The sequence below is a fragment of the Candidatus Poriferisocius sp. genome (genome assembly GCF_965204015.1).
In the GTDB taxonomy this organism is placed as follows: domain Bacteria; phylum Actinomycetota; class Acidimicrobiia; order Acidimicrobiales; family Bin134; genus Poriferisocius.
In genome coordinates this window covers 2568189-2581611 of record NZ_OZ241965.1, presented here as the reverse complement: position 1 = coordinate 2581611, position 13423 = coordinate 2568189, and the positions used below count along the sequence as shown (strand labels likewise).

Annotated in this window: 10 protein-coding genes; 1 reads left to right on the top strand and 9 read right to left on the bottom strand. The window is 55.4% G+C overall.

Going from position 1 to position 13423, the window contains the following annotated elements; all coding sequences use genetic code 11:
- The first annotated feature begins 70 nt into the window (after nucleotides 1–70).
- Entirely contained in the window at nucleotides 71–757 is a 687-nt protein-coding gene (locus ACOGJC_RS11635) for a hypothetical protein (RefSeq protein WP_419845160.1), read from the top strand.
- A gap of 146 nt (nucleotides 758–903) precedes the next feature.
- On the opposite strand, the gene ACOGJC_RS11630 is transcribed toward ACOGJC_RS11635, so the two are convergent.
- The 9 genes from ACOGJC_RS11630 to ACOGJC_RS11590 form a co-directional block, all read right to left on the bottom strand.
- Entirely contained in the window at nucleotides 904–1653 is a 750-nt protein-coding gene (locus ACOGJC_RS11630; protein ID WP_419845159.1) for a M48 family metallopeptidase, read from the bottom strand.
- Complete coding sequence (locus ACOGJC_RS11625; RefSeq protein WP_419845158.1) at nucleotides 1650–4889, bottom strand: type I restriction endonuclease subunit R; 3240 nt, start codon at nucleotides 4887–4889, stop codon at nucleotides 1650–1652. Before ACOGJC_RS11625 ends, ACOGJC_RS11630 begins: the two co-directional genes overlap by 4 nt.
- Nucleotides 4886–6076, bottom strand: coding sequence for a restriction endonuclease subunit S (locus tag ACOGJC_RS11620; protein ID WP_419845157.1), 1191 nt, complete (start codon nucleotides 6074–6076; stop codon nucleotides 4886–4888). Before ACOGJC_RS11620 ends, ACOGJC_RS11625 begins: the two co-directional genes overlap by 4 nt.
- The gene (locus ACOGJC_RS11615; protein WP_419845156.1) at nucleotides 6069–8450 is read right to left on the bottom strand and encodes an N-6 DNA methylase; all 2382 of its coding nucleotides are present in this window, start codon (nucleotides 8448–8450) and stop codon (nucleotides 6069–6071) included. Before ACOGJC_RS11615 ends, ACOGJC_RS11620 begins: the two co-directional genes overlap by 8 nt.
- Before the next feature lie 116 nt (nucleotides 8451–8566).
- Nucleotides 8567–9907: a DNA cytosine methyltransferase gene (locus ACOGJC_RS11610; RefSeq protein ID WP_419845155.1), complete on the bottom strand. Its 1341-nt coding sequence runs from the start codon at nucleotides 9905–9907 to the stop codon at nucleotides 8567–8569.
- On the bottom strand, nucleotides 9904–11940 hold the full coding sequence (locus ACOGJC_RS11605) for an ATP-binding protein (RefSeq protein WP_419845154.1): 2037 nt from the start codon (nucleotides 11938–11940) through the stop codon (nucleotides 9904–9906). Before ACOGJC_RS11605 ends, ACOGJC_RS11610 begins: the two co-directional genes overlap by 4 nt.
- 7 nt (nucleotides 11941–11947) lie before the next feature.
- Nucleotides 11948–12289, bottom strand: coding sequence for a hypothetical protein (locus tag ACOGJC_RS11600; protein WP_419845153.1), 342 nt, complete (start codon nucleotides 12287–12289; stop codon nucleotides 11948–11950).
- 164 nt (nucleotides 12290–12453) lie between these two features.
- Entirely contained in the window at nucleotides 12454–13149 is a 696-nt protein-coding gene (locus ACOGJC_RS11595; RefSeq protein WP_419845152.1) for a hypothetical protein, read from the bottom strand.
- On the bottom strand, nucleotides 13146–13337 hold the full coding sequence (locus ACOGJC_RS11590; protein WP_419845151.1) for a hypothetical protein: 192 nt from the start codon (nucleotides 13335–13337) through the stop codon (nucleotides 13146–13148). Before ACOGJC_RS11590 ends, ACOGJC_RS11595 begins: the two co-directional genes overlap by 4 nt.
- Between the last annotated feature and the right edge of the window lie 86 nt (nucleotides 13338–13423).

Sequence of the window (13423 nt, the reverse complement as noted above, 5' to 3'; positions counted from 1 at the left end):
AAGACGTAACCCCGGCCGTTTGCCGAAGCAGGGACGGTTCCGGGGTCTTCAGAAGTGAGGGTACCGGCCGATGCCCAACCCGTCAACGTTCGATCCCACAGTGATCTTGGATCGCTTGAGCTACGACTGCCTGCGGTCGTACTTGGACGATTGCGACAACGACCCAAACCGAGCACTCGACCTCTACGCCTGGAACGCCCAAATCGCCGCCGCCTTCCTCGAAGACCTCGGTCGGCTCGAAGTCGTACTCCGCAACCGCTTCGACGAGGCCCTGACCGAACTCACCGCTTCAGTAGGACGGTCACTCCCTTGGTACGACCGCGCATCGCTCTTTCCTGGCAAGCATGCCAAGAACGCACTTCGCGACATACGAAAGGCAAAGCAACGAGCCACCGACAGCGGGAGACGCCCGCTGATCCACAGTGAGCTGATTTCTGAACTGAACTTTGGTTTCTGGAGATACCTCTGCTCACCGCGCTACCACACCACTATGTGGGTCCCCGCTCTGTATGCGCGGTTCCCGAACCACCCTTCCGGTGGTAACGCGGCTCATATCCGGGCCGATGTGGAATCCCGTATGAGGCAACTCCAATTTCTCCGAAATCGAGTAGCCCACCACAAGCCCATCCACCGCCGGGGGTTGGTAGATGATGCCGTAGTGATCTTCGAACTCGCTCAATGGATGTGCCTCGACACCCACGTCTGGATGACTGGTCTTTCCCGCATCCCAGATGTTCTGGCCGACAGACCGGCCTGACAGACGCCCAGGCTGCCGAACCCAAAATAGTCGTTGCCCAGCACTTCAGCGCCCGATACAGTTACTGGTCTAGACCCCGGAACCGTCCCTGCTTCGGCAAACGGCCGGGGTTACGCCTTTCTCCCTTTCCTGAGCAGCCGTTCTGTCTACTGCTCGTCAACGGAGCCGAGCCAGATGTTCTTGCCGAAGGTGCCTAGAACTGTCTTGTGGGTTTCGTAGGCGGGCATGACGCGGGCAACGATGGACCAGAACTCGGGAGTGTGGTTGGCTTCGTGGAGGTGGGCGAGTTCGTGGACGAGGATGTAGTCGATGAGGCTGGGTGGGAGTTGGAGAGCGGCCCAGTGGACGTTGGTGCTTTGGGGGCCGTCAGTAGGACGGGCTGAGCCCCAGCGGTAGCCGAGGTCACGTACAGCGACGCTGACGTCGTCCTGACCCATCCGCTTGACCCAGGGGCGGATTCTCTTTTGGAGCCAATGCGGGCCGGTGGTGGTGTACCAGCGGCGCATCGCAGCAGCGCCCTCGCTGGCCTGAGACGGGTTCATCTGGAAGCGCCCCCGTTCGAGGCGTACATCTGAAACCCCCTCGGTGAACGTGAGCCGGTAGCTGCGACCGAGGTAGGCGAATCCCTCCCCTTCCACGAACTGCTTGGTGATCGGCGGGCCGGTGAGAGCGTCCTTCTCAGCGAGCTTGCGGTACACCCATTGGCGTTTGTCGTTCACGAACTGGGTGGCCCGCTCCACAGAAGTGTCGTGGGGAGCCTTGAGAACCAGGGTGGCGTCGCGTTCAACGGTGATCTCAATGGTGGACCGCTCACTGGCCGGTGCGACCACCAGAGCGAGATCCCCGACAACCAGCTCCGGTAGCTCGTGGATGGAAGCCAAAGCCGTAGCAGTCATGAGAGCCGGTGCTGGTTGGCTTTGGCCAGATCGACCAGGTCGACGGCTAGCTCATCGAGGCTCTTGTAGTCGAACAGGTCGCTCTGGTCGAGATTGCGCTTGATGCTCTTGCGGAGCTCGTCTTGCTTAGTGGGATTGTCCCAAAAGCGCACGGTGCCAATGGTCCTGCTGACATCTGAAACCAGGTTGTGGGTGAGCTCGATGAGAAGGTCAGCGGCATCAGGATTAGAGCTGGCCACCTTGTCGGCCATGAGACCGTGGAAGGGAAGTTCGGTGTTGGGATTGAGCCCTGTGTTGTCCTCGTCGCTGCGCCCGGCGTTGATCTGGGCAATCAGCTCTTCAAACTCCAGGGCGATCTGATCCCATCGGTCCTCAAGCCTCTCGAGAATCTCGTCAACCCGTTTCGAGAGCTTTCCGTAATAGGCGGGATCCTCGTCGATGTGCTCTCGGATGTGGTGGCGCACCGCGTGCTCCATCTCCGACGCCTTGGCCCGATCCGCGCTGACCCCTTTGAGACGAATCCGAAAGTCAGGGTCGGTGATTCTCGCTGGAGCAATCTTCTGGGTCAGGTCGAGCACCGTGATGTGCTCATCGATCAGCCGACGGACCTTCTCCTTGTACTTGAGCGGGTCGAAGTCACCTTCAGGCGTGTCCCGATAGCGACGCCGAGTGCGGATCTGGATCTCGCCAAACAGATTGACATCGTCCACATAGGGCAGTGCCTCGGGTCGAGGCAGCACGATGTCAAACGTGCTAAGGAATATTCGCAGCGCCACGTCGAACTCGGCCCGAAGCCGCTCGTCTCTCAGCAACCAAACGCATGCCTCCAGAGCCTCTTCGGTTGCAGCCGGCTCCACTCCCCGCTGAACAAAGAGCTGGCGAACCCGCTGACGTTGCGGTTCCAACTTCTCGATCTCGGCGGTCAATGGCCGCAGCGCACCCTCGACATCGGGATCAATCTCCCCGTCGTCGCCGGCATAGACGGCAAGGGCCTGGGTGAGCTGTGAGGACACTCCGTAGTAATCCACCACCAACCCATGGGACTTCTTCGGAGCGGTCCGGTTGACTCGGGCCACGGCTTGAAGCAGCTCGGCCTCTTGGATCATCCGGTCGAGGTAGAGGGCTTGGGCCCAAGGTGCATCGAACCCGGTGAGCAGCATCGACTTCACGATCAACAGCCCCAACGGGCTGTAGCCCTCAGCTCCAGCTCCTAGCGGAAGCTTGAAGCTGTTGATATGTGCCTGTTGGCGCTGCTTGTCGGTCCACTCGGCGTAGTGCGGCGGGTCGTTGTGATCCCCAGATATGACCGGAGCGAATTCAAGGGCACGGATCAAGTCGATCTGCCCCGCAGCGTCCCGCAGAAACGACTCGTCAGGATCGATCACCTCACTAGAGCCGTCCAGCAGTTCGCCTCCGCGCCCTTCTAGCTCGACGACCAACTCATCTCGTGCCGAGTTCAATGCGTCGTAGTACCGCAGACAAGCCTCCCGGCTGGTGGCCACGATCATGCCCTTGAACCGGTCGGGCATCACCGTCGCGATGTAATGGCGCAAAATGTCCTTGGCCTTCGCCGCAATTAGCTCAGGTGCCTCAAGCACTTGTGCGGTAGTGACGTACTTCTTCTGAAGGATCTCGCGCTGATGCTCGGTGAGATCGCGGAACCAGCGGAAGAACACCTCGTCCATCCTCGACGCCCCGCTGACCGCCGCGTCGGTGGTGCGTCCCTCGTAGAAGATCGGCACCGTGGACTTATCGGCCTCCGACTGTGCCAGCGTGTATCGATCGATGTAGTCGCCGAAGATCTCGAGCGTCTTCTTGCGCTTGCCCATGATGATCGGCGTGCCGGTGAAGCCGATCCGAGCCGCATTCGGCACCGCGTTCATCAAGTTGGCGTGCAGCGTCGACGCCTGTGAGCGGTGGGCCTCATCCACCATCACGAGAATCGACTCCGACTCATTCAGAATCCCAAAGGTCTCCTCATCCGTTAGCCCATCGCCGTTCCCGCCATCGGTGTCGCGATACTTCTGGATCATCGCCATCACCACAGCCGGACCTGGCTGCCTCAGCAGTTCCCGCACTTCGGCCGCGCTGCGAGCGATCTTCACCGTTTCGCCGGTCAAGGCCGCTGTGTCGCGCAACTGCACCTCTAAGTCGGTGCGGTCGGTGACCAGAACGATCTTGAACTTCCGAAGCTCAGGATGGCTGCGCATCGCCCGAATCAAGAACACCATGGTCAGGCTCTTACCCGACCCCTGGGTATGCCAGATGATCCCACCCCGCCGATCAACGTGGCCGTCCTCACCCCGGGTGTTGCCGGTCAGCAGCCTCTGCAACGCTTTCTGCACTCCCCGGTACTGCTGGTAGCGGCACACCAGTTTGATTGTGCGACCCGAGCCGGTGTCCATGAACAAGGTGAAGTGCCTCACGATGTCGAGCAACCGCTCTGGCGCCAACACCCCGGCCGTCAGCACCTCCTGCTGGGTGACCGCCTCAACAAGCATGCCCAGAGACTCTGCGACCTCTTCCCTCGACGAGGGATACGGGTCTTTCCAAGCCAGGTAGTGCTCAGGCAGAGCGGAGAACGTCCCCGCCTCAGCCCGTTCCCCCGTAGTAGCCACCGTGAACTGATTTGTCCAAAACAGCGGCTCTGCGCCCTCTGCACCCTCTACTTCTCGCTGGTTGGCATAACGACGCAGTTGATCAATGGCATCTGTGATCCCGCTCTCGGAACCCGGCGGCTTTGCCTCGATCACCACCAGCGGGATGCCGTTCACAAACAACGTCACATCCGGCCGGATATTCGGCCTCTTCCCAGGAGTCGCCACCGGAAACTGCGATATTGCCAAAAAGTCGTTGGCCAACCAGTCGTCCCAGCAGATGTAGTCAACAATCTGCTCTCGTCCCCCATCCAATCCCGGAACTGCAAACCCACCCAACAAGAGTTCTGTTGACCGCTGGTTCGCTTCCAACAGCCCCACCCCCGCAGACACTGCCCGCAACTCCGCTATCGCCGACTTGACCCGCCCCTGGTCGAGCCACGGCTCCCCGCCTTGTCCAACATTGATCCGCCGCAGGGCCGACCCCAACCGCTGTTCCAACAACACATCCCGATCGGAGACCCTGCCAACAGCATCAGCCTCCTGACGCTCCTTCCAAATCAGCGTCTCCCACCCCAGCAACCTCAGATGTTCAAGCAAAGGCCCCTCGACCCTTACCCACTCAGGACCAGAGGTCACGCAGCCACCATCCGAACCCGCCCCGATAGCAGGTCAGTAGCAAGACCAGATCGCAGATTGACATACTTGCTGAGCATCTGTCGTTCTTGTCGAATCCGATCTCTTATGGGAGTAATGTTAATGATGATCTCCTTTTGAATATCCAATGGACAAACAAATACTGGTAGCATACTTAGCAAATTAGCATTGACAATTGGAATTGCCTGCCTTCCTGCTTCAGCTTCAATATTAGGGCGAACAAGTTCTAAAATATAGTATATGAACTCACTGAGATATTGACCTGATGGAACTATACAATTGATCTGTTGATTTGTCACGGAAGACTGGGTAATCCAACCCATTTTACCAACGGTAGAGCCGATACAAACCACGGCAATTGATCCAGCTGGGACTATCTTACCGAGACTCGCACCAAACTGAGTGACTGTTCGATTAGTTGCCACAACGTTGCCAGCTGTATCAATATCTCCAGGCGTAACAAATGGAACTTCGCCATCCCAATATCGGTCATCAGAGGTGGGGGGTGTTGTCCCAGTAACTATTCTGCCCAATTCACCTACCCTTATTTCCTTCCAAATATCGTCAACACCCTGATGACTCCCGATTAGTGATTGCTTCATGCCTCTTTCTTGCAATTCCAACTTGCAAATAAGATTTTTGGTGCTATGAATAGTTTCGTCGATAGTGTTCAGAGCCTCTGCAATCCGCAGCTGTTCTTCCACCGGTGGTACCAATACACGCAGCGTCCGAACAACTCGTGAACTTAAGCCAGCCATGATGGAGCCATGACTTAGACGATCAATCTGCTGGATTGTCTCTCCAGATAGTAGAAGAAGTCGGAGATATTCTGGGATTAGAAGCCCACGATCTGTCTGGATACGGAGTAAATGTGAATCCATGATGCCAGGTTCGGCACCTGACGGAAAGACTTCGCAATGACCAAGCGAACCCATCATTCCGATCACAACATCACCTGGATTGAGCTCACAAGAACGGAGCATTTCGAATGTTTCTGGTGTGATACGACGATCACCAATGCTCCAATCCCTTGAGATCAGATTCTCTTGCCCATAAACCTTGACACCGTCTCGAACCATTGCCGAACGAGGCAGGGCGCTTCCAAATGGTCCGATTTTGATCGAGCCTTTTCGCTGTGCGACGACTTCTTCTACTAAGAGATCACGCATATCCCAGGACCTTGAGGCGCTCTTCAAGACGGGCTGCGGCTTCGTCTCGGTGGGCTTCGAGTTCTCTGAGGGTCGTGCCGTACTTGCTGACAAGATTGTCAAACCAGACAATGGTGCTCTGCTCAATGGAGACAAAATGGTCGGCCAAGAGATTCTCAATCCGGCTGCGTAGCACTCCGACGGCTGAGGCCGGAGCATCATCCATACTCAGGGCTCCAAGAGTTTCATGAGCTGCTGTGAGTAATGCATCATCGACAGACTTGAGCGCTCTTTTGACCCTGGTGCGTTCAGCCTTCAATTCCTTGATCTCAGACGGGCTGGCCACATAATCGGTTGATTCATCGTCATCTTCCGAAGCTTCGGCAGCATTGATCTCGACAACGAGGCGAGCATGCTCCAGTACGAGGTCAGCCCTTACGGCGAGTTGGCTCCCGGCTAGGAGTTTGATGGCTGTCTGATCGGCCAGGTCAGGGGCGCTCTTTTCGTACTGGCTAGCTTCAGCCGTAGTGAGCCAAGCTTCGATCGCTGCCCTCCACCCTCGATTGGCTGCCGTCTGAAGCTCGTTGATGCTCTCCTGCCACCATGTGGCAACCATCCCCGCAGCCTCAAAACGGTCCAGTCCAGCAGACCCAATACAGACCGTGAAACTGTCCACAAATTGGCGACGCAGAGCAGCAAGGTCGTCGGCGACATGCAAGGCCAGGAGTCTTGGCTCAACGACATCGGACCACCACTGAGGCCAAGGACCAGCGGCTGCCTTCTGCGAGACGGCGTACCTGATTGCGCTGTGGGCAGCGTCTCTCCCCTGGTCGGAGGTGATGTTGTGGCACCAATCGGCATAACCGTCACCTCTGTCGGCAAAGAGAATCTCGGCATCCAAACCAGCGCGTTGCAGCAGATCCTTCGCTGAATCGATCTCGGCCATCGGCACACCGCCGTGCAGATGAGCTCGAACGTCTTGCGGTTCTTGCGGAGGTGCGTTGTCGGCGTAACGGCGGATGTTGCAGTTGAAGTCGTTGTCGGCCAGTTCGTCGATGGTGACGACCTTGGCGAACCCGTCAACATCAACGAAGTCCTGATAAGTGACGGCGATCTTCTCTTCATCTTGTGGCCGCAAGTAGTTCTGGGCCCGGCCCTCACCAAATTCGCGATCGGCATTGATGAACAACACTTTGCCCAGCCGCTCCTGTGGCTTCGAGCCCTTAGCCCGCAAGATCAAGATGGCGGCAGGTATGCCGGTGCCATAGAACAGGTTTGGACCTAGGCCGATGACCGTGTCGAGCAAGTCATCCTCGATGATCTTCCTGCGGATTTCGCCCTCGACCCCACCCCGGAACAACACACCATGAGGCATGACGGTGGCGACTACACCATCGACTTTGAGTACGGCCAGCATGTGCTGCAAGAACATGAGGTCGGCCTTCTTGCCACCCTCCGGCGTGTACCCGTAGCGGAACCGTTCAGCGTGCGTCAGGGAGTCCTTGTCATAGTTCTGGCTGAACGGCGGATTGGTGATCACGCAGTCAAACCGCTTCAGTTCCCCGCCCTTGGTGTGCTCGGGGGTGGTCAAGGTGTCGTTGTTGCGTAGGTCAGCATCCCGGATTCCGTGCAGAAGCATGTTCATCTTCGAGATCGACCATGTAGTGCCGTTGTTCTCCTGGCCAGCGAGTTCGAGGTTGTCAGGGTTACCGCCGTTGTCTGCCACATGGTCGCGGGCGTAGATCAACATGCCGCCCGACCCCGAGCAAGGGTCGTACACCGACATCCCCTCCTGGGGATCGACCAGACGCACCATCAGCTGCACCACAGGCCGGGGCGTGTAGAACTCGCCACCCTTCTTTCCGGCTGAGTCAGCAAAGTCCCGGATCAGATACTCGTAGGCCGCACCCAACAAATCGGGGAACTCGAAGTCCTCGTTGCGAAGCCGGTACTTCGAGAAGTGGTCGATCAGATCACGCCACTTCTTGTCCGACACCGTCGTATTACCCACCCGCCGATTGAAATCGATGTGCTGCAACACCCCCTCCAGCGCCTGGTTCTCCTCCTCCAGGGCAGCCAGGGCCTTGTTCAACCCATCACCCACCTGATGATGCAGCTCGTCCCGCAAGTACTCCCACCGAGCGATCTTCGGCACGAAAAACGCATCTTGGTAGAAATCCGCGTCGTCCGCCCGCCTCTCCGCCTCTTCCTCGGTGCGCCCCCGATCGAGTTCCCTCTCAACAAGGCGCTGCCGCTCCTGCTCGAACACATCGCTCGCCCGTTTCAGAAACAGAGCCCCGAAGATGTACTCCTTGAACTCCGACGCATCCATCTTCCCCCGCAAGATGTCCGCCGCCGCAAACAAATGCCTCTCAAGCTGGGGCAACGTAAGCATGCGCAGACAATAGACGGCTCTGCAATACTTCGTCAGTTCAGAGATCCCTTGATCCCATTCAGAATGCCCGTTCGCTACGCCCAACCCCTACCTAAAAGGCAGCTCGGATAGCAAGACTAGACAATTTCTCCTTCAACAGACAGGTGACGGTTAAGGCGCTCCCAAGCCTTACCGACCATTGGGTCATTCGATTTGGCCAATTTCTCAACATGACCGGCAAGGAGATCAACTAGCGCTTGACCATGAAGTTCAGTGAACCGTGGGGGAACAGCTTCTCCGATCATGGCTCGCACATGTGTCGTGCCCCACTTCTGAAGAGCATCTCCCCACTGAAAGTCAGCCGGAAAGGTCTGAAGATATGCGCACTCCAGTGGGCTCAATACTCGGTTTTCAAATGGGTGAACAGTCAAATCAGAACCTACATGCCCACTGGCAGTCGTGATTGTGGCGGCAGGTACATTGGGCGACATTCGGGAATAGCTAGAATTTCGAAACCCCTTCACAAGCCTGTAGGAACCGTCCCTCTCGCGGACTACAGGCCTTAACAACGGACCCTCGCACTCTGGACACATGGCATCGTCTGAACCAACCTCCACTTCGCCACACCTATCACAGCAAGAGTTTTGCCATGCACGACGCCCCGAACCCGACGGAATAGCCGCAACCATACGGTACCGATGATCATCACCCCACACTGGAACCGAATGCATGGGTTCTTGTTCATCTCTTGCATCACTCTGGCTTTTGGCATCAAGGGGTAGCGCCCTCAACTCCGCTAGAGCATCGCCCAATGTTCTCCGAATGGGACCACCACCAGGAAGTCCTTGCAGGCTCGGATAGGGCACAGCCTCTGAAGCCTCCAGATGCTCCAACATCAGATCATTCCGCCTGACAAACGTCAAAAATGCTCGTACCCGACGTTGCGGAACACCAAAATCTGCCAGGTCGGCCAGGAACGGATACACCTGATATTCCTTCCTCAGAATATCCACCAAGAGTGCCGCTGCGGAAATAGGTTGTCTGTCTCTTGGATCTAACACCAAGCGTGACAAGAAGGCCGGGACGTTCTCGACCACTAGTAGTCTCGGTTCCAATTCCTTTGCTACTTGAGCAATAACTTCTACTAGCAGATTCCTGTGGTCTCGACTACCAGCACGCGCATCGCTCTCTTGGCCTCGATGTCCTCTCGCCGAGCTCATTCCCTGACAAGGTGGACAAGCCGACAGAAGTGTCACTCTTCCCTTGCTTTGACCCACCCGATAGGACTTTACGACCTCTGGCCAGGTGTTGCGCAGATCTCCAGACACACAAACTGCTTTATCATGATTTAATGCAGCTACTCCCAATCGACGTTCATCAACCTCCGCCATGACCCTGAAAGTGAAACCTGCCTGGGCAAAGCCCTTATCACCAGCACCACAATTGGAAAAGAGACTCACTGCATCTAAATCATTCATGGTTCAAGCGTCCTTTCAGATTCTTCAGCTTGAAGTTGCTTGCGAGTTGAATCTCTAACATTCAAGAAACTCTCATGTGCTATCTCTGTTTTCCTAAGAACCTGATCCCAAGAGTATTGTACCACAGTTTCATCTGAAGTCAGACTATCATACGTGGCCAATTTAAACTCATCCGTAATGTTAACATCATCGGCTACAACGACAAAAGTACAACCATGCCAACTCGAAATCAAATCAATATTCTCTTCTTGAAAGTCCCTGAAGGTTTGTACATAGCAATACAACCGCTCGAAGTCTTCGTTGTTCAAGCGGTGCTTTGGAGCCTTTATTTCAATGCAACTAAGGCGTCCTCCAACTTGAATCATTATGAAGTCTGGACGTCTCAGTTCAACGTCTTCCGGAAATCGTGCTACCAACCTTTCTTCTACCTCCTCCACAAAACTCTTTTCGAAACTCTTCAGTGGTTGATTAGCAGTCAAAAGTGTCCAATCAGGTTGGATTAACCAGGGTGCATCTGCAACCATCTTTTGGAGCCGAGACTCATATACCCTAGTATCTCGCGCTTCTTTGAGAACTGCACGCAAGTTTTCAATCACCTCAACACGTTCATGTATAATCTGCGCATACGAAGCAAGCTCCGCAACTCTTGCCTTCACAAACAGGGATTCAAGCTCTTCGAATTTGTCACCTCCTTCCACATTTGAAGCCCTAGCAAATTCTCGAAATGCATCCAACAGTGCTTTATGTGGAGCCATATAGAGTATGAATTCGGCCATCTCGTCCACGAACAACCCGAGTCTTATCTCATCCTCCGAAGCTACGCTGCCAATACTCCCAGCAATATCGAGAGCTGCCTTAATGATTGATTCTTCTCTGTACTTATCTCGTGCTCTTCGTTCAATTTGAGATACATCAATAAATGATAAGCGAGCATCCTTACGGCGCTCTGCAACTACCATCTTTGCAAGTTCCCTGACCTTCTCTTGTCCAAATTCACTCAGGGCTGTGCCGTATTCTGAATCCCAAATGATTCCCTGACGATCTGTTTTTATTAGATCCTCACCATCGTCATCATCCAACCAGTCAGCGTATATCTCTCCAACAAGATACGACCTTACAACGATTTCTCCTGTAAAGCCTGCGTGTTGCCCAAAATCACGTGTGGTTTCTACGATCTTGTTTCTTGCATAAATACGTACGCCAGGATCTTCCTCGTTTTTGTATGATTCCTTGGCCTTAGCTATCCAGCCCGCAATGGGAAGCGTTCCGCCATTGACTTGGATGCTCATTCCCGCAAAATCAATTCGAGTATTTTCGTTTATTTCAATTTCAAATGGTGGTAATAGATCTAGATCACCTTCGCTATGGCGAATGTCCTCCACAAATATGTCGAATCCAGCTGTATTCCTAAATCTTCTTCCCAACTGACGATAAAAGACTTCGCGTGTGGGCACTATCTTGGACCGGAACCCCTTCAATATTACAGTTGTACCGGAATCTTCTAAAAATGTACCGTCAAATTCACCAGTTCTTAGGGGCACATCGCCAGATTGCGTACTGATGATAGTGTCATAGTCCATTTCGAAATGAGTAACCAAGAAGCCTTTGTCGGTACGTTCCCCTCCAGCCGAAATTAATTCAATTTGCCTACATATTCCAAATGGAGCTAACTTTCCGATTCCTTTCCGACCCATAACTTGTCTACCCAACCTAGATCTGCCACCATTAGGGTTGTCAATGCGACGATCCCGGCCTACCACTAGGTATTCCGCTTTAGCTTCACTTGGCGTCATCCCGTGACCATTATCTTTGATCTCTATTGTCCAGTCAGTTCCGTCATCCCGTGACCGGTCAAGTTTGGTTCCTGTTGGTATCCTTATGACGACTTCTGTCGCATCAGCGTCGTAGCTGTTTGCAATGAGTTCTGCTACAGCCGCCGATGCCTTATCGTATAATTTCACCCCTAATTTGTCTATCGTCCTAGGTGAAATCTGTAGGGAATACTCATTTTCATCTGAATTGTGATCGCCCATATTTCCATTATTCCTTGACAAATCGCTTTGCAAGAGTTGCCCTTGCGATGCGCTTCACCCATTTATAGCTAATCATGTGGCTATGACATAATCTGCCTTCAGCGTACCCACCCGCTACCGATGGAGTTCGAAACATCATCCTGAACCAAGGGTCGCGGTCGATGAGCTTGCTGACTGTGGTGACGAGGACGAGGAGGGCGGCGCCGGTCCAGAGGACGAGGCGGGTGTCGCCCACGGCCACGAGGCCGGCGGTGGCGGGACCACCGACATGGCCGATGCGGATGCTGCCCACGGCTAGCAGGCTGGCGGCGGCGGGTCCGCTGATTTGGCCGATGCGGATGCTGCCCACGGCTAGCAGGCTGGCGGCGGCGGGTCCGCTGATTTGGTGATGCTGGCGCCACTGATCTCCGGGTCCATTTCTCCATGCCCGCTGACCTCGCTGCTGGTTATGACTTTCTTGTCAGAGTGGTAGGCGCCTTGCACACCGCCGCTGGCGCCATTTAGTTGGACCGCTCAGGCTGCAACTACTTGGTAGCCCATCCTCTCGAGCTGTTCGATGGCGGCTTCGGGGTTGTTGCGGACAGTGGCCTGAGCTTGTCGCTTGTTCCAGGCATCTAGCGAGCTATTGAGGATCGCGTTCCATCCCGGCCGCCAATCGGTAAAGAGCTTCTCGCGATTCAGAAATCCGAGAAACTCCTCCACAGTCGGACGAAAGCGTCGACCACCTACCGGAAAATGGATCTCCTGCATCCGTGGCAAGGGAAGACCCGCTGTGCCGTAGATCCATCCGAGCTCCACAGACTCAGCGTGCAGATGAATGTGGGCCAACGGTTTGGAGGTGGCTTCCCGGTCATACTCAATGCGAAAGACAGGCCGCGGTCCGCGCTGGGGATCGGGCCGCACCCACAATCCGAAAGTGGACTGCTGGACAGCAAGATGCTCCGCTTGGCTGTCCAGCGAAACACGGAACTCGATTTTGAGCATGAGCCGCGGTTGCTCGGCTTCATCGCATTTGCGTACCAGCGAGACAAAGCCGAAACCCGCCCCTGAACCATCGCCGGGTTCGAATGGCTCTGGCCCTATCCGACGCTGCTTGTCGTTGCTTGCGTTGACGACTGCAAATCTGGGCGCGTCAACGACACATCCCTGGACAAGATCGGTGAGGTTGGCGGCGAAGGTGTTGGATTCTGTCTCGAGAAGATCGCTCACGCTGCGGGTGGGAGGTCTTCTTCGGTCAGAACATCACCCCAGATGAGCCACAGATCCCGCAGGAGAGGATGGTCGAGGCGGTCTTCTTTGCCGAGCTCGTAGAAGCCGCGCAATCCCAACCCGGTCGCGTCGGCGTTCCTCCTCAACATCTCAACGATGTCCTCACGAGGGACTGTCAAACTCGACATGGGGACCTCCTAAGCGTTTGCCCAGATTGTGACATCTGGAGCACTTCCACTTAGAGCATATCGACGACGGTGACAACCAAAACCAC

Excerpts from the sequence above, each read along its gene's own strand:
- ACOGJC_RS11620 (WP_419845157.1), bottom strand. The coding sequence starts at position 6,076 with ATGCGTGATCTCTTAGTAGAAGAAGTCGTCGCACAGCGAAAAGGCTCG.
- ACOGJC_RS11630 (WP_419845159.1), bottom strand. The coding sequence starts at position 1,653 with ATGACTGCTACGGCTTTGGCTTCCATCCACGAGCTACCGGAGCTGGTT.
- ACOGJC_RS11635 (WP_419845160.1), top strand. The coding sequence starts at position 71 with ATGCCCAACCCGTCAACGTTCGATCCCACAGTGATCTTGGATCGCTTG.
- ACOGJC_RS11615 (WP_419845156.1), bottom strand. The coding sequence starts at position 8,450 with ATGCTTACGTTGCCCCAGCTTGAGAGGCATTTGTTTGCGGCGGCGGAC.
- ACOGJC_RS11590 (WP_419845151.1), bottom strand. The coding sequence starts at position 13,337 with ATGTCGAGTTTGACAGTCCCTCGTGAGGACATCGTTGAGATGTTGAGG.
- ACOGJC_RS11605 (WP_419845154.1), bottom strand. The coding sequence starts at position 11,940 with ATGGGCGATCACAATTCAGATGAAAATGAGTATTCCCTACAGATTTCA.
- ACOGJC_RS11610 (WP_419845155.1), bottom strand. The coding sequence starts at position 9,907 with ATGAATGATTTAGATGCAGTGAGTCTCTTTTCCAATTGTGGTGCTGGT.